Annotated in this window: 18 protein-coding genes; 9 read left to right on the top strand and 9 right to left on the bottom strand. The window is 59.0% G+C overall.

Translation table 11 applies throughout. The annotated features are described in order from the left end of the window. The first annotated feature begins 85 nt into the window (after positions 1-85). Together K0F88_RS09290 and K0F88_RS09285 are read left to right on the top strand one after the other, a co-directional pair. Positions 86-1153, top strand: a complete 1068-nt coding sequence (locus tag K0F88_RS09290; RefSeq protein WP_094471835.1) for a hypothetical protein — start codon at positions 86-88, stop codon at positions 1151-1153. Between the two features lie 16 nt (positions 1154-1169). After that, positions 1170-1523 (top strand): DUF1428 domain-containing protein, encoded by a 354-nt coding sequence (locus K0F88_RS09285; protein WP_094471836.1) that lies wholly within the window; start codon positions 1170-1172, stop codon positions 1521-1523. Between the two features lie 14 nt (positions 1524-1537). Here the strand turns inward: K0F88_RS09285 and K0F88_RS09280 are convergent, their stop codons facing one another. Continuing rightward, the gene (locus K0F88_RS09280; protein WP_010455448.1) at positions 1538-1732 is read right to left on the bottom strand and encodes a hypothetical protein; all 195 of its coding nucleotides are present in this window, start codon (positions 1730-1732) and stop codon (positions 1538-1540) included. 60 nt (positions 1733-1792) lie between these two features. Here K0F88_RS09280 and thpR point away from each other — a divergent pair, with 60 nt between their 5' ends. Next, positions 1793-2332: an RNA 2',3'-cyclic phosphodiesterase gene (gene thpR, locus K0F88_RS09275; RefSeq protein ID WP_094471837.1), complete on the top strand. Its 540-nt coding sequence runs from the start codon at positions 1793-1795 to the stop codon at positions 2330-2332. 240 nt (positions 2333-2572) lie between these two features. On the opposite strand, the gene K0F88_RS09270 is transcribed toward thpR, so the two are convergent. The 5 genes from K0F88_RS09270 to K0F88_RS09250 form a co-directional block, all read right to left on the bottom strand. Further along, on the bottom strand, positions 2573-3670 hold the full coding sequence (locus K0F88_RS09270; RefSeq protein WP_094471838.1) for a polyamine ABC transporter substrate-binding protein: 1098 nt from the start codon (positions 3668-3670) through the stop codon (positions 2573-2575). 124 nt (positions 3671-3794) lie between these two features. Continuing rightward, positions 3795-4679, bottom strand: coding sequence for an ABC transporter permease subunit (locus K0F88_RS09265; protein WP_010455442.1), 885 nt, complete (start codon positions 4677-4679; stop codon positions 3795-3797). Next, positions 4676-5557 carry an ABC transporter permease subunit gene (locus tag K0F88_RS09260; protein WP_176457795.1) on the bottom strand — a complete coding sequence of 294 codons (882 nt, stop codon included), beginning with the start codon at positions 5555-5557 and terminating at the stop codon, positions 4676-4678. The genes K0F88_RS09265 and K0F88_RS09260 overlap by 4 nt, the downstream gene beginning before the upstream one ends. 29 nt (positions 5558-5586) lie before the next feature. Next, entirely contained in the window at positions 5587-6729 is a 1143-nt protein-coding gene (potA, locus tag K0F88_RS09255) for a polyamine ABC transporter ATP-binding protein (protein WP_077749122.1), read from the bottom strand. 202 nt (positions 6730-6931) lie between these two features. Beyond that, positions 6932-7693: a gamma-glutamyl-gamma-aminobutyrate hydrolase family protein gene (locus K0F88_RS09250; protein WP_219094884.1), complete on the bottom strand. Its 762-nt coding sequence runs from the start codon at positions 7691-7693 to the stop codon at positions 6932-6934. A 281-nt stretch (positions 7694-7974) separates the two neighbouring features. Between K0F88_RS09250 and K0F88_RS09245 the strand changes: the two genes are divergently transcribed. From K0F88_RS09245 to K0F88_RS09225, 5 genes are all read left to right on the top strand, one after another. Further along, the gene (locus K0F88_RS09245) at positions 7975-9351 is read left to right on the top strand and encodes a glutamine synthetase family protein (RefSeq protein ID WP_094471841.1); all 1377 of its coding nucleotides are present in this window, start codon (positions 7975-7977) and stop codon (positions 9349-9351) included. 233 nt (positions 9352-9584) lie between these two features. After that, positions 9585-11075, top strand: a complete 1491-nt coding sequence (locus K0F88_RS09240) for an aldehyde dehydrogenase (protein ID WP_094471842.1) — start codon at positions 9585-9587, stop codon at positions 11073-11075. A 70-nt stretch (positions 11076-11145) separates the two neighbouring features. Beyond that, entirely contained in the window at positions 11146-12429 is a 1284-nt protein-coding gene (locus tag K0F88_RS09235) for an FAD-binding oxidoreductase (RefSeq protein WP_094471854.1), read from the top strand. Positions 12430-12870: 441 nt separating this feature from the next. Next, positions 12871-13419, top strand: coding sequence for a cupin domain-containing protein (locus tag K0F88_RS09230; RefSeq protein WP_007946335.1), 549 nt, complete (start codon positions 12871-12873; stop codon positions 13417-13419). A gap of 100 nt (positions 13420-13519) precedes the next feature. Next, entirely contained in the window at positions 13520-13966 is a 447-nt protein-coding gene (locus K0F88_RS09225; protein ID WP_094471844.1) for an NUDIX hydrolase, read from the top strand. Between the two features lie 179 nt (positions 13967-14145). Here K0F88_RS09225 and K0F88_RS09220 read toward each other — a convergent pair whose 3' ends face one another. The 3 genes from K0F88_RS09220 to K0F88_RS09210 form a co-directional block, all read right to left on the bottom strand. Beyond that, a complete protein-coding gene (locus K0F88_RS09220; protein ID WP_219094883.1) occupies positions 14146-14664 on the bottom strand; it encodes a hypothetical protein in 519 nt (172 codons plus the stop codon). Positions 14665-14770: 106 nt separating this feature from the next. Then, positions 14771-15283 carry a DUF6644 family protein gene (locus tag K0F88_RS09215; protein ID WP_094471847.1) on the bottom strand — a complete coding sequence of 171 codons (513 nt, stop codon included), beginning with the start codon at positions 15281-15283 and terminating at the stop codon, positions 14771-14773. Continuing rightward, positions 15283-15633 carry a DUF6152 family protein gene (locus K0F88_RS09210; protein ID WP_094471848.1) on the bottom strand — a complete coding sequence of 117 codons (351 nt, stop codon included), beginning with the start codon at positions 15631-15633 and terminating at the stop codon, positions 15283-15285. The genes K0F88_RS09215 and K0F88_RS09210 overlap by 1 nt, the downstream gene beginning before the upstream one ends. Positions 15634-15915: 282 nt before the next feature. Here K0F88_RS09210 and K0F88_RS32965 point away from each other — a divergent pair, with 282 nt between their 5' ends. Next, positions 15916-16272, top strand: a complete 357-nt coding sequence (locus K0F88_RS32965) for a hypothetical protein (protein WP_219094882.1) — start codon at positions 15916-15918, stop codon at positions 16270-16272. The last annotated feature ends 250 nt before the right edge of the window (positions 16273-16522 follow it).

The raw sequence follows: 16522 nt of genomic DNA, 5'->3' as shown, positions 1-16522 counted from the left end.
GAACAATTACCGCCACCTATACTCAAATAAACAGGCCTTTGAACACCGGACATACCGTTCGGGGAACACTGTAGGAACCGCGATCTTGAACCTGCGTTCGCTGATCGTCGCCGTGATGGTGGTGTTGGCGGGATGCGCCACGCCTGTGCGTGCCCCGGTGGTGGCGCCGATCGTGGTGGTGTCCGAGAGCACTTGGCGCCAGGTGAATCAGGAGATTGTCGCCGCGTCGCAGTCCGCCACCGAACAGACCAAAATCTACGCCCGCGGCGCCATGGATTACTGGCGAACGCGGGTCTACCAACTGACCGAAGAGAACTTCATTCCCTGGTTCAGCAGTTACTGGACCCAGGAATGGCTGTCCATGAAAGTCAGCTGGTACACCCTCAGCGCCAAGGGCGAGCAGGATGCTTCGGCCAAGCGCCTGGCGGCCTACCTGCTGGAGCAATACCAGGAGCGCGTGCTGGCGCCGGTCGCGGTAGAGATCGATCCCGACGCAATCCTCGGCCTGGCAACCGCCTTCTACGTGGACATTCTTCAGGAAGAGCTGCAGCGAATCTCCCAACGCCACGGCGTACCGATGGCCCAGCTCAATGGCCGCATCCAGAAAATCCCCGCGATTGCACTGGGGCCGCCGCCTGCGCGCGATGCGTCGCTGTATCAGGTCGTGCACACCCAGCCGCTGAATACGTTGCCGGCCTACGCGGCGTTGATCGACAAGATCCACAAGGCAGGCGGCGACAAGGGCGTCGGGTCGACCGACACGGCGATGGCGCCGGTGGCCAAGCGCGCCAGCCAACGGATGGAAGCCGAAATGGCCCCTCGGGGCGCTGCCAGTGCCGTAGCGGCGGCGGCCGGCAAACTCGCCGGGGGCTTGATAACGGTGGGGGTGGCGGGGATCCGCGCGATGATTCAGGCCGCCGACCGGCCGGACAGCGAGGCGCTGATTCGTAGCAGCCTGGGCAATACGTTCGACAAGGCCTGGATGAAACTGGTGCAGAACCCGACCACCGGCGTGATGGCGGGTACGTTTTACATGGCGGCGCAGATCGAGGGCAACCTGGCGGGGAGCGCCGACGTACCGTCGGTCAGTTCGGGCGGCGGCGCTGTCGATTGGAGCCCGATGGAAACGACTACCCAGCAAACCGTTCCATAACCGAAGGAGAAACACCATGTCCTACGTTGATGGCTTCCTCGCTGCCGTGCCCACCGCCAACCGCGAAAAATTCAAGAAACACGCCGAGACCGCCGCGGTCATTTTCAAGGAGTGCGGCGCGCTCAGCGTCACTGAATGCTGGGGCGACGACGTGCCGGACGGCAAGGTGACCTCGTTTCCCATGGCGGTGAAGCTCAAGGAAGACGAAACCGTGGTGTTCAGCTGGATCATCTGGCCAGACAAGGCCACCCGTAACGCTGGCATGGACACACTCATGCACGATCCGCGGATGCAGCCGGACGTCAATCCGATGCCCTTCGATGGCCAGCGCCTGGTCTTTGGTGGTTTTGAAGTGATCGTGAAGGCCTGATCCCGACGAAAGGATCACTCCGGCGACGGGGTGATCCTGCAACTTTTGCGGTTGCGGATCTCGCTGTCCGTCGGCCGCTCCCTGACGAATTCGAAGCGCGGCTCACCTTCGCTATAGTGAACCAGCCAGCCCCATTCCAGCTCGGACTCATCCTGCCCCGGTTTCGGCGGCATTGCCCACCATGGCTCTTTGCTGATGATCTGTCGCATGGCCCCCTCCCGTTGATTCGGTTGGTTCAACTATAACGTGCATCTCAGGAGCTGCCAGGCATGACTGACGAATCCCGTGAACCGTTCAAGCGGCTGTTTTTCGCACTCAATTGCCCGCCGGAGCAACGCAAGGCCATTGCCCAATGGCGCAGCGCCCTTGAGCTGCGCAGTGGGCGTCCGGTGCCGGCGGAGAACTTTCACCTGACGTTGTTGTTTTTGGGGGCTGTCGGCGTCGCGCAGATTGGCGAGATCTGCGCGGCGGCCGCGAAGGTTCACGTGCCAGGTGCTCCGCTGAGGCTGGCGCTGGATCGAATGGACGTCTGGCGCAAGTCAGGGGTGTTGGTGCTGGCGCCTGAGCAGGCACCGCCGGAGTTGTTGCGTCTGGTGTATGCGCTGGAACAGGCAATGTTACCGTTCGGGTTTGAGGAGGCGTCGAAGGCGTTTCGGCCGCACCTGACGTTGATGCGTGATTATCGAATGCCGGTGCCTGAGTCCGCGACGTCGCCTGAATTCTTTATGCGGGCTGATCGCTTTGTCCTGTTTGAATCCCGCAAAGGACGGTATCGGGCGCTGGCCGAATGGCCGCTGGTCCCCGCATAAAAAAAGGCGCCCGAGGAGGGCGCCTAAATTCACCTTAACCGAGGAAGCCAGGTGAGGCCGTTCTGCTGCAGGGAGCGTGCAGCGGTGGTAAGGCGCTGCGTGAACGGAAACTTTGACAGTGATCGTTCCCACGTTCCGCGTGGGAATGCCTCCACGGACGCTCCGCGTTCGGCTTTGGAAGGGACGCGGAGCGTCCCGGGCTGCATTCCCACGCAGAGCGTGGGAACGATCATTGAGCGACTATTTCCCGAGTTTCACCCGCGTCCAGCCCCGGGTCATCACGCGCTGAACGCCGATCGGCATATCCGGAATCGCATACAGCGTCGCCATGACCGCTTGTGGCGGATACGACCCCGGATCGTCCCGGATCGCCTCATCCACCAGCGGCGTGGCCGCCGCATTGGCGTTGCTGTAACCGATGTTGTTGGTGATCTCGGCGATGATGTCCGGGCGCATCAGGAAGTTCATGAACAGGTAGGCGTTCTCCACGTTCGCCGCGTCCTTGGGGATCGCGACCATGTCGTAGAAGCTGCCGGCCCCTTCTTTGGGAATGCTGTAATCGATCTTCACTTTGTCGCCCGCTTCCTGAGCGCGCGCCTTGGCTTGCAGCACGTCCCCGGAGTAACCGACCGCGACGCAGATGTTGCCGTTGGCCAGGTCGGAGATGTATTTCGACGAATGGAAATACGCCACCGACGGCCGAATTTTCATGAACAGCGCTTCGGCTTCGGCGATCTGAGCCTTGTCCTGGGAGTTCACCGGATAACCCAGGTAGTGCAGGGCCGCCGGGAGCATCTCGGTAGGCGAGTCGAGGAAGCTGATGCCGCACGCTTTCAGTTTTTCCGCGTTTTCCGGTTTGAACAGCAAGTCCCAGGAGTTGGTCGGTGCATTGGCGCCGAGCACTTCCTTGACCTTGGCCGGGTTGAAGCCGATGCCGATCGAGCCCCACATGTACGGGAAGGCGTGGCCATTATCCGGGTCGCTCGCGGAGGCGTTTTTCAGCAGCACCGGGTTGAGGTTTTTCCAGTTCGACAGCTTCGACTTGTCCAGTTCCTGATAGACACCGGCCTTGATCTGCTTGGCCAGGAAACTGTTGGACGGCACCACGATGTCGTAGCCGGACTTGCCGGCGAGCAGCCGTGCCTCAAGGGTTTCATTGCTGTCGAACACATCGTAAGTCACGCGGATGCCGGTCTCGTCTTCGAACTTCTTGACCGTGTCCGGGGCGATGTAATCCGACCAGTTATAGACGCGCAGAACCTTGTCATTGGCCTGGGCGCCGGCAGCCATTGCGCCCACTAAGGACAGTGTCAGCAGAGTCCTGCCAAACATTTTCATCGGTACAACTCCATTCTTTTTATTCAGTGACACAAAGCAAAAATGCGGTAAATACAAAACCTGTGGGGCAACACACAACCTGTGGCGAGGGAGCAAGCTCCCTCGCCACCGTTAACTCATCAACCTAAACCGTGGCTTCCACCATTCGCTTTTCAGGTTGCTGCCACGATTCGCTCGCGGTCTGGTCCATCGCTTCCTGGATCGCACGTTTGCGGGTGGCTTCGGCACGGCGGCTGAAGTACCAGACCATGAAGGTCACGATCGAAACGGCCAACAGAATCAGACTCGCCACGGCATTGATCTCAGGTTTCACCCCCAGACGCACCGCCGAGAACACTTCCATTGGCAAGGTCGTCGAACCGGGCCCCGAGACAAAACTCGCCAACACCAGGTCATCCAGCGACAGGGCAAACGACATCATGCCGCCGGCCGCCAGTGACGGCGCGATCATCGGAATGGTGATCAGGAAAAACACCTTGAACGGCTTCGCCCCAAGGTCCATCGCCGCTTCTTCGATGGACAAATCCAGCTCACGCAGACGCGCCGAGACCACCACCGCGACATACGCCGCACAGAACGTGGTGTGGGCGATCCAGATGGTGACAATGCCGCGCTCCATCGGCCAGCCGATCAACTGCGCCATCGCCACGAACAGCAGCAACAGCGACAGACCGGTGATGACTTCCGGCATCACCAGCGGCGCAGTCACCAGACCGCCAAACAAGGTGCGACCCTTGAAGCGCGTCACGCGAGTCAGCACGAATGCCGCCAACGTCCCCAACGCCACCGCCGCAATCGCCGTGTAGCAGGCGATTTCCAGCGAGCGCACCACCGAACCCATCAGTTGCGTGTTGTCGAGCAGACCGGCGTACCACTTGAACGACCAGCCACCCCAGACCGTCACCAGTTTGGAAGCGTTGAACGAGTAGATCACCAGAATCAACATCGGCAGGTAGATAAACGACAGGCCGAAAATCAGCATGAACTTTGAAAATCCGAAGCGTTTCATCCCCGTGCCTCCATCTCTTTGGCCTGACTGCGGTTGAACAGCAGAATCGGCACAATCAGGATCAACAGCATCACTACCGCCAGGGCAGATGCCACTGGCCAGTCGCGGTTATTGAAGAACTCTTGCCACAGCACGCGACCGATCATCAGCGTCTCAGGGCCGCCCAGCAGCTCCGGAATCACGAACTCACCGACCACCGGAATGAACACCAGCATGCAGCCTGCGATGATCCCGTTCTTGGCTAGCGGCACGGTGATTTTCCAGAAGTTGTTGAAGTTGCTCGAACCCAGATCCGACGCCGCTTCCAACAGGCTTTGATCGTGCTTGACGAGGTTGGCGTACAGCGGCAGCACCATGAACGGCAAGTAGGCGTAAACCACGCCGATGTACACGGCCGTGTTGGTGTTGAGGATCTCGATCGGGTGATCCGTCAGCCCGGTCCACATCAAAAAACCGTTGAGCAAACCGTTGTTGCTGAGAATGCCCATCCACGCGTAGACGCGGATCAGGATCGCGGTCCAGGTCGGCATCATGATCAGCAGCAGCAAAACGTTTTGCGTTTCCTTGCTGGCCTTGGTGATGGCGTAGGCCATCGGAAAACCGATCACCAGGCACATCAACGTGCTTAAAAACGCGACCTTCAACGAGCCGAAGTAGGCCGAGATGTACAGCTCATCCTGAGTCAGCAACGAGTAGTTGCCGAGGTTCAGCAGCAGCTGGAATTTCTGCTCGGCGAAGGTGTAGATCTCGGAGTAAGGAGGAATGGACAGTGCCGCTTCCGAGAAGCTGATCTTCATCACCAGGAAGAACGGCAGCATGAAGAACAGGAACAGCCACAGGAAAGGAATCCCGATGACGAGCTTTCGACCACTCGGCATCAGCCGCATGAACTGCTGATTGAGTGTTTTCATGAGCGCAGTACCACGCCGCTGTCGTCTTCCCACCACACGTAGACCTTGTCGTCCCAGGTCGGCCGCGCGCCACGGCGTTCGGCGTTGGCCATGAACGACTGCACAACTTTGCCGCCAGGCAATTCCACGTAAAACACCGAGTGACCGCCGAGGTAGGCGATGTCATGCACCTTGCCTTCGGACCAGTTGTAGCGGGTGTCCGGCTTGAGGGTGCTGACCAGCATTTTTTCCGGGCGGATCGCGTAGGTGATCGACTTGTCCTGCACCGAGGTGCTGACGCCGTGACCGACGTAAATCTTCTGTTCCAGGTCCGGGCTGTGAATGATCGCGTGACCCTCAAGGTCTTCCACCACCGTGCCTTCGAAGGCGTTCACGTTGCCGATGAACTCGCAGACCATGCGGCTGACCGGTGCTTCATAAATGTCGACCGGGCTGCCGATCTGCGCGATCCAGCCCAAGTGCATGATCGCGATGCGCTCGGCCATGGTCATGGCCTCTTCCTGGTCGTGGGTCACCATCACGCAGGTCACGCCGACCCGCTCGATGATTTCAACCAGCTCCAGTTGCATCTGCGAACGCAGCTTTTTATCCAGTGCGCCCATCGGTTCGTCGAGCAGCAACAGCTTCGGACGTTTGGCCAGGGAGCGGGCGAGGGCCACGCGCTGACGCTGACCGCCGGACAATTGGTGGGGTTTGCGTTTGGCGTACTGGGTCATGTGCACCAGGCGCAGCATCTCTTCAACGCGGGCGTCGATTTCGCTGGCGGGCAAACGGTCCTGCTTGAGGCCGAAGGCAATGTTCTGCGCCACAGTCATGTGCGGGAACAAGGCGTATGACTGGAACATCATGTTGATCGGCCGTTCATACGGCGGCATGTCGGTGATGTCGACACCGTCGAGCAGAATCCGTCCCTCGGTCGGGCGCTCGAAGCCTGCGAGCATGCGCAGCAGGGTCGATTTGCCGGAGCCGGAACCACCGAGCAGGGCGAAGATTTCGCCTTGATGGATCTCAAGCGAGACATCATCCACCGCGGTGGTTTCGTCGAATTTCTTGGTGACGCGGTCGACTTTCACCAGCACCTTTTTCGGTGCCTGGTGACCTTCAAGAGCCTTCCTGTAGATGCTGGAGGCGTTTGCCATGTGAAACTCCCAACAGGTTTCAGTCGTCGGGCCAACGCGGCCTGACTTAATAGTTGATTGCAAGCCCGGAGCGGGCTTATTCGGCGCCGCCGTCCTGGCTGCCTGGTAGTACTTGTTGTTATCGCAGTGTGTTGTTGTCGCAAGTCACGGACGCGCAAAGACACGCCCGCCTGACTCGCGGGGGCAGTAAACGGGTTTTGACTCAGCGGGTTTTACGCAACGCGGCCCGTCGCCGGCACGCATCACCGAACGCCTGGAAAATGCTCAAGTAGGGCGGGTTCGACAGGACCTGCCATTCCGGGTGCCATTGCACACCGACGGCAAACGCCTGGCTGTGCTCCACCGAAATCGCCTCGATCAAACCGTCCGGCGCAACCGCTTCCGAGCGCAAGCCCGGAGCCAGTCGATCAATGCCCTGACTGTGAATCGAATTGACCCTGAACTCGGTCGGCAACTCCAGCGCTTCGAACACGCCACCCGGTTGCACCGTCACCGCATGCGCCGGGGCGTATTGCACCGCCAGCTCTGGGCTGTCCGCTTCGCGGTGATCGAGCATGCCGGGCAGTTCATGCACCTTCTGGTGCAGGCTGCCGCCGAACGCCACGTTCATTTCCTGAAAGCCGCGGCAGATGCCGAGCACCGGCACGCCCGCCGCAATGGCTGCACGCAATAAAGGAAGGGTGGTGGCGTCCCGCGCCGGATCGTGATCCGTGCCGGGGGCACTGGCCGGGCCTTGATAGTGGAAGGGTTCCACATTCGAGGGCGAGCCGGTCAGCAGCAGACCGTCGAGATGCGCGAGCACATCCTCGATTTCAGTCAGTTCGCCTAGGGATGGAATGACCACCGGCAGCCCCAAAGCCGCGACGCTGACAGCACGCAAGTACTTGTCGCCGCTGATGTGGTAGGGGTGCAGGCCAATCTGTTTGACGCACGCTGTAACGCCGATCAATGGCTTGAATGCCATTTTTATCACCTCGAAGTTTCACACTTGAACGAGCTTTTCCGGAGCTTAGCCTTGTTGATTTTAATTAACAACTCTCATGTAAAAAATTCTAAACGCCGATCGTCCGATCCTCATGATTTACGCGGTGCCAAAGACTGATCTGGCACTCTCGTCCCCCAAAAAGGCCCGAAAATAAAGGTTGAAAGGCCAAGTGTTCGCTATTGACTTCACTTTGCCTTTCGGATTGACTGGGCTCGCAACAAGGTAGTGAACATAATAATTAACAGCTAAATAGGTGCAAAATGTCGGTCCCTCTGCGTACCGTTCAACTCAACGAAGCAAACGCATTCCTTAAGAAATATCCTGAGGTTTTGTACGTCGACCTTCTGATTGCGGATATGAACGGTGTGGTGCGCGGCAAGCGCATCGAACGCACCAGTCTTCATAAGGTTTACGAAAAAGGCATCAACCTCCCCGCGTCTCTGTTTGCTCTGGACATCAATGGTTCTACGGTGGAAAGCACCGGCCTGGGTCTGGACATCGGCGACTCGGATCGAATCTGCTATCCCATCCCTGACACCCTGAGCATTGAGCCGTGGCAGAAGCGCCCAACCGCGCAATTGCTGATGACCATGCACGAACTCGAAGGTCAGCCGTTCTTCGCTGACCCGCGTGAAGTGCTGGCCAATGTGGTGCGCAAGTTCGACGACATGGGCCTGACCATCTGCGCGGCGTTCGAACTGGAGTTCTACCTGATCGACCAGGACAACGTGAACGGTCGTCCGCAGTCGCCGCGTTCGCCGGTCTCGGGCAAGCGTCCGGTGTCGACCCAGGTGTACCTGATCGACGACCTCGACGAATACGTCGACTGCCTGCAAGACATCCTCGAAGGCGCGAAAGAGCAGGGCATTCCTGCCGACGCCATCGTCAAGGAAAGCGCCCCGGCGCAGTTCGAAGTGAACCTGCATCACGTCAATGACCCTATAAAGGCCTGCGACTACGCGGTGTTGCTCAAGCGTCTGGTGAAGAACATCGCCTACGACCACGAGATGGACACCACGTTTATGGCCAAGCCGTATCCGGGCCAGGCCGGCAACGGTTTGCACGTGCACATTTCGATTCTCGACAAAGAAGGCAACAACATCTTTGCCAGCGAGGATCCCGAGCAGAACGCCGCGCTGCGACACGCGATCGGCGGTGTGCTCGAGACCCTGCCGGCGCAGATGGCCTTCCTGTGCCCGAACGTCAACTCGTACCGCCGTTTCGGCGCGCAGTTCTACGTGCCGAACTCGCCTAGCTGGGGCATCGACAACCGTACCGTTGCCGTGCGAGTGCCGACCGGTTCCGCCGATTCGGTGCGCATTGAACACCGCGTGGCGGGCGCCGATGCCAACCCGTATCTGTTGATGGCGTCGGTGCTGGCCGGTATTCACCACGGCCTGACCAACCAGATCGAACCGGGCGCCCCGGTGGAAGGCAACAGCTACGAGCAGAACGAGCAGAGCCTGCCGAACAACCTGCGCGATGCATTGCGCGAATTGGACGACAGCGAAGTCATGGCCCGTTACATCGACCCGCTGTACATCGACGTGTTCGTGGCGTGCAAGGAAAGCGAGCTGGCCGAGTTCGAGAATTCCATCTCGGACCTTGAGTACAACTGGTATCTGCACACCGTTTGATGGGCGAAAACCCGTCAGTAAAGGGGAGGAGGTGAACACAAAGCCTGTGTGCACCGCCAAACCCTGTGGGAGCGGGCTTGCCCGCGATGGCGTCATCACCATCACCATTGATGGCGCCTGACGCACCGCTATCGCGGGCAAGCCCGCTCCCACAGCGGGCTGCGGTGTTCTGATCCTTTGCTGACTGGCAATCAATTCAACGACTACTTATTCCTCTGCGTCGAGTCACAACCATGACAAACACTCGCAGCGACTGGGAACAACGCTTCCAGTCCCTCACTATCGAAGGCCGCGCCTTCATCGACGGCCAATACCGCCCGGCACTCAGCGGCGACAGCTTTGAATGCATCAGCCCGGTCGACGGCCGCTTCCTGGCCAATGTCGCCAGCACCGACGAAGCCGACGCCAACGCGGCAGTCGCCGTCGCGCGCCAAACTTTTGAGTCCGGCATCTGGGCGAAAAAAGCCCCGGCCGAGCGCAAGCGCATCCTGATCCGCTTCGCCGATCTGATCCTGGCCAACCAGGAAGAGCTCGCCCTGCTCGAAACCCTCGACATGGGCAAGCCGATCAACGATTCGATGAACATCGACATCCCGGCGACCGCCAACGCGATCCGCTGGAGCGCCGAAGCCATCGACAAGATCTACGATGAAGTCGCCGCCACGCCGCACGATCAACTCGGCCTCATCACCCGCGAACCTGCGGGCGTGGTCGCCGCCATCGTGCCGTGGAACTTCCCGCTGATCATGGCCAGCTGGAAGTTCGCCCCGGCACTCGCGGCCGGCAACTCGTTCATCCTCAAGCCTTCGGAAAAGTCGCCACTGACCGCCATCCGCATCGCCCAGTTGGCACTGGACGCCGGCATCCCGAAAGGCGTGTTCAACGTCCTGCCGGGTTACGGTCACACCGTCGGCAAGGCGCTGGCATTGCACATGGACGTCGACGTGCTGGCCTTTACCGGCTCGACCGCGATTGCCAAGCAACTGATGATCTATTCCGGGCAAAGCAACATGAAACGCGTCTGGCTCGAAGCAGGGGGAAAGAGCCCGAACGTGGTGTTCGCCGACGCGCCGGATTTGCGCGCGGCAGCACAAGCAGCGGCCGGTGCGATTGCCTTTAACCAGGGCGAAGTCTGCACCGCCGGTTCGCGTCTGCTGGTGGAGCGTTCGATCCGCGAGCAGTTCATTCCGCTGTTGGTGGAAGCGCTGCAAGCCTGGAAACCGGGCCACGCACTGGACCCGGAAACCACCGTCGGCGCGGTTGTCGATCAGCGCCAACTGGACAACGTGTTGCGCTACATCCAGGTCGGCAAGGACCAGGGCGCGCAACTGATCGCGGGCGGTAGCCGCACCCTTGAAAGCACCGGCGGCCTGTACGTGGAACCGGCGATTTTCGACGGCGTGACCAACGCTATGACCATCGCCCGCGAAGAAATTTTCGGCCCTGTGCTGTCGCTGATCACCTTCGACACCGCTGAAGAAGCCTTGGCCATCGCCAACGACAGCATCTTCGGACTGGCCGCAGGCGTCTGGACCAGCAACCTGAGCAAGGCCCACACCTTCGCTCGCGGCTTGCGCGCCGGCAGCGTCTGGGTCAACCAGTACGACGGCGGCGACATGACCGCGCCGTTCGGCGGGTACAAGCAATCGGGTAACGGTCGGGACAAATCGCTGCACGCGTTCGACAAATACACCGAACTCAAAGCGACCTGGATCAAGCTCTAACACCTATAAAAAAAGCGACGGTCGCCGGCACTGCCGGTGGCCATCGGAGAAAGCTATGAAACAAGATTCTGTGAAACAAACCCACGTAAACAGCTATTACGCCGCCACCCGCAACTTCACCGGCGATTTCCCGGTCCTGGAACAAGCCGTGGACTGCGACGTCTGCATCATTGGCGCCGGCTACACCGGTCTGTCTTCGGCCCTGTTCCTGTGCGAAGCGGGCTACAGCGTGACCGTGCTCGAAGCCGCCAAAGTCGGTTTTGGCGCCAGCGGTCGCAATGGCGGCCAACTGGTCAACTCCTACAGCCGCGACGTCGATGTCATCGAAGAACGCTACGGCGACAAGACCGCTGAAGTCCTCGGCAGCATGATCTTCGAAGGCGCCGACATCATCCGCCAGCGCATACAGCACTACGACATCCAGTGCGACTACAAGCCGGGCGGCATCTTCGCTGCGCTGAACAAGAAGCAGCTCAAAGGCCTGGCCGAGCAAAAAAGCAGCTGGGAACGTTACGGCAACAAAAACCTTAAAATGCTCGACGCGGCGGACATCAAGCGCGAAGTCGGTTGCGACAACTACGTCGGCGGCCTGCTCGACATGCAGGGCGGTCACATCCACCCGCTGAACCTGGCCCTCGGCGAAGCCTCGGCCATCATCGGCTTGGGCGGGAAAATCTACGAGCAATCGGCAGCGGTGGAAATCACCTACGGCGAACCGATCACCGTGCGCACCGCCAAAGGCGTCGTGCGCGCCAAATACCTGTTGATCGCCGGCAACGCCTACCTGCCGCAAGACCTCGACAACCGGGTCACACGCAAAAGCATGCCGTGCGGCTCGCAAATCGTCGTCACTGAACCGTTGTCGGAAAAGGTTGCGCGCAGCCTGATCAAAAACAACTACTGCGTCGAAGACTGCAATTACTTGCTCGACTACTACCGCCTCACCGCCGACAACCGCCTGCTGTACGGCGGCGGCGTGGTCTACGGTGCCCGCGAACCGGACGACATCGAGCAACTGATCAAGCCGAAAATCCTCAAGACCTTCCCGCAACTCAAGGACGTGAAAATCGACTACCGCTGGACCGGCAACTTCCTGCTGACCATGTCGCGCATGCCGCAATTCGGACGCATCGAGAAAAACGCCTACTACATGCAAGGTTACAGCGGCCACGGCGTCACTTGCTCGCACCTGGCCGGCAAACTGATCTCGGAAATGATCCGCGGCGACGCCGAACGCTTCGACGCGTTCGCCTCGCTCCCGCACATGCCGATGCTCGGCGGCCGCACCTTCCAGGCACCCCTCACCGCCATGGGCGCCGCGTACTATGCGCTGCGTGATCGGTTCGGTATCTAAGCCCCGCGCAGAAACCTGTGGGAGCGAGCCTGCTCGCGATGAGGCCACATCAGCTGCCATTGATGTAGCTGACACACCGCCATCGCGAGCAGGCTCGCTCCCACAGGCACTAGCGGTGCACACAAACTCAGCCAACACCGCAGTTCAAACTGTGGGAGCGGGCTTGCCCGCGATGAGGCCAAATCAGCCACCATCGATGTTGACTGCCGGACCCCCATCGCAAGACCACTCATACCCACAGTTTCCATCTGTGAACAGGCTGCCATCAGCCCCCAACAACCTTTTCACCCACCCATTCATCGAACCTGCTGAGCAACACCACCAAACGTGATTTAATACCCGCCTTTCACATTTCCGGGACAGGGAAGCGGTACTTTCGCGGCCAAAAGTCGCCCGCCATCCACCCCCATAACCCTTAAGTATTTCTCGCATAAGGCTGTCATGGACACGGGCTCACGACTCAAACTAGTACGCGAAAGCTACAAACTGTCCCAGCGCGAGCTGGCCCGGCGTAGCGGCGTCACCAATGCCACCATCTCCCTGATCGAACAGAATCGGGTCAGTCCCTCCGTCAGCTCCCTCAAAAAACTGCTCGAAGGCATTCCCATGTCTTTGGCGGACTTCTTCACCTTCGACCAGCCGCCGCGTGAGCATCAGTATGTGTTCCGCGCCAATGAACAGCCGGATCTTGGGCGTCATGGGCTGCGATTGCTGCTGATTGGCGCGTCGGTGCCGAGCCGGCAGATGCGCTTGTTGCGCGAGCAATACGCGCCGGGCGCGAGTTCGGGGGAAGAGCCGATTGTGCACTCGGAAGGGGAGGAGTGTGGGTTGGTGACGCGGGGCACGGTTGAGTTGACGGTTGATGGGCAGATCAGTGTGCTCAATGCTGGCGACGGGTATTACTTTCCGACGACGCTGCCTCACAAGTTCCGCAATATTGGCCAGGATGAAGCGGAAATCATCAGCGCCAACACCCCGGCTAACTTCTGATATCAAAACGGACACCCTGTAGCAGCAGCCAGCAGCCAGCAGCCACGCCGAACGGACGCACCTGCCACAGGGTTTAAACAAAGCAAATGGACTTCACCTCATGACCACACTCCGCATCCGAGCCCTCGCACTCTGCCTCTTCCATCACGATGGCAAGATACTGGTCAACGAAGCACTCGACCCCGTTGCTGGAAAGCCCTTCTTGCGCCCGATCGGTGGCGGCATCGAGTTTGGCGAAACCAGCGCCCAAGCCGTACTACGTGAGGTCGACGAAGAGCTGGGTTTATCCATCACCGATGTTCGCCTTCTCGGCACACTCGAAAACATCTTCACTTATGCCGGCACGCCCGGGCACGAAATCGTGCAGGTCTACGATGCGAAATTCGTGGATGCCAGCGTTTATGAGCTGCCCCACCTGGATGCTCAAGAAAGCGATGGTGCTGCCTTTGTTGCGAAGTGGCTGTCGCTCGACAGTATTACTGGCGAAACGCCGCTGGTGCCTGCTGGGCTATACGAGTTGCTGAAGAAAGTCGTAAAAAAAAGGTGACAGATCTATTTCAATAAATAGGTCAGTCACCTTGTCTTAAACGCCTTGATTAGTTCGCGTAGCAGTTAGCTCTGTCCTTGACCTGGCGGTTGCTATCCGTTTTAACGCTGATGCCAGCGCGGTCGAGGGCCCGACGATCAGTAAAGGAATAGATGACAGCGCTCAATCGGTCGGCGCGCTCAAGGCGTCGGCAGTGATAACCGATCCAGGGCACAGCCGTTGGCCGCTGATTGCTTAGCCTGTAAAAGTCGCGCTCCGGAATCCAGATCAACGATGTTGATCTGGCAGCCGCTCATGACATTGGGGCCATCGGTGATGCCGCCCTTGATCACATAGCGGCCCCCCGGCATGAACTCAGTTACAAAATCGACCGTGCATCTGCGGTTGCCGCTGGCCCCGCCCTCCAGCACCAGGTGGATCGGTTTGCCCGCTTCAATGGCTCGAAAACCTTCGGGTTCCGAGGGGTACCCGCCACTGACCGAGAATAGTTCCCGAGCGGGTGTCACGGGTACCGACCTGCCGTACTTGCAGGCAATGGTCGGCGCTGCGCTAAGGGTCAAGTAGTTACGGCGGTTGATGAGTGCGTCCATTTCACTGCGAATCTGCGCTTGGGGAGCATTGGCAGGGGTTTCGTATTGCGGGATCGGCGAGCAACCCGTAATCAGAAGCAGGAGCGAGCCTGAATACAACGGTTTCATGGGCGTTTCTGTCCTTAGCGCTTTGAGGTGGGCACTCTAATACTACTTGTTGGAAGTGGAATAAATAGATCAGGCCCCTTTTTTCCCTTTTTTCCATGTTGCCCAGTCAGGTGTAGGCTAGCAGTCGGCCACAGAGCACCACGCTGATCCATAACATAATCGAAAATATCGCCTGGATTTTTGCTATTCCAGGCGCCGCGGTGTCGGTGTTCCACCGGTCTACTGAACGGAACACACCAACATGAAAAAGAGCCGCATTGAGGCCCGCAATACCGATCAAGCAAAGCTTCAGGATAAAAACGCCGTTGGATGCGAAGTCGTGTGGATGGGCTGAAAACATCATCAGCCCAGCCGGGACGATCAATAGCAGGGCCGCGACTCCCCATCTCAGGAGGTGGCGAGCCAGTGCCGTCACCGGAAGACCTTTCGACAGCCCGAGAACCCGCAGATCGAACATGACGACCGAGCCGACAAGCACCACGAAGCCAATGATGTGAACCACCTCGACGATCGGATACAGCCATAACTCGCTTCGCATGGCCGACCCGAGTGGCGAGTCACTCGCGTAGTCCAGCCAGCCGTCCAGACTCGATCCACCGCTGGTGCCGGTTGTCTGCATCAGCGTAACTCGGTGGTTTTGTTGTCGACCGTGATGCGTTCTGCGCGCAGTTCATCGGGGTTGTTGCGATTTTGATAGCCCACCACCGTAGCCCGCTTGCCGACACTCAGCATTTCCCTGGAAAGCCCCCGGTTTTCCATGCGCGATGGCGGTGCCAGCACGACGCTCCAGGTCTTGTCGTCGGTCTTCAGGCGAATGAACCCGTGCGGGTGGGAATAACCGGACTCTTCGATCGTTCCGTCCAGCTGCAAGGGTTTGCTCGCGTCGTACTCGCTCCAGCCGTGATGAGCGAACACTGTCGATGCCACCAGTAACGTTGAGAATCCAAGGGACCCAAGCAAGCGCTTCATGATGCGATCTCCTGTTACGGATCATTGATGACCGTCGACCTGTTCTGATCGGGAGCAGGTCAATCCAGAGAGTCTTAAAAATAGTATAGATTCGTGAGGTGGGGAGGCCGGGACGGCGAAGCCGTCCAGCAGTAGCAGGTGGAAAGAGGTGACAGATCTATTTAAATAAAGGACCTGTCACCTTTATCACGCGGCTGTCTCTGTGTCGTTCAGCTAAGGTGCCAAGGATTTGCACTGGTTGCGCAGACCGTCGTCCTTGATGTTCTGGCAACCTCCAGAGCCTTGCTGGGCCTTGCAGTAATTGCGCTGGTCATCATCTCGAATGTTTCCACAGTCACTCGTACCTTCTGTTTGCGCTTTGCAGGCATTGCGCATGTCGTCATTCTTGATGTTTTGGCAACCGCCGGAGCCTTGCTTGGCTTTGCAATAGTTGCGCTGGTCATCATCGCGAATGTTTCCACAATCACCCGTACCTTCCGTTTCCGCTTTGCAAGCGTTGCGCTGGTCGTCGTTCTTAATATTCTGACAACCGCCCCGGCCCTCACGCGCCTTGCAATAGTTACGCTGGTCATCGTTGCTGATGTTTTCGCAACTGGCGTAAACGTAGCTGCTGAACATCAGCATCACTGCGAGTATTAGTCTCATTACACACTTCCTTGATTGCCAGGGAGCCGCATGGCGCGGAGTGGCCCAGGATGAATGGGGACTCGGATGAGCCGTGCACTCAGTGATTCAAGGCATTACATTGGCTGCGCAGGTCGCTGTTTATGATACCCGCACAGCTTCCGTTACCTGCTTTGGCATTACAGTAGTAGCGCTGGTCACTGTCATTGATGCCCGCACAACTGCCGTTGCCGGTCTCCGCATTACAAGCATTGCGCAAATCTGA

This window comes from Pseudomonas sp. UMAB-40, from assembly GCF_900095275.1.
GTDB lineage: Bacteria > Pseudomonadota > Gammaproteobacteria > Pseudomonadales > Pseudomonadaceae > Aquipseudomonas > Aquipseudomonas mandelii_B.
The sequence above is the reverse complement of the archived record's forward strand: the minus strand, read 5'-3'. Positions and strand labels throughout refer to the sequence as shown.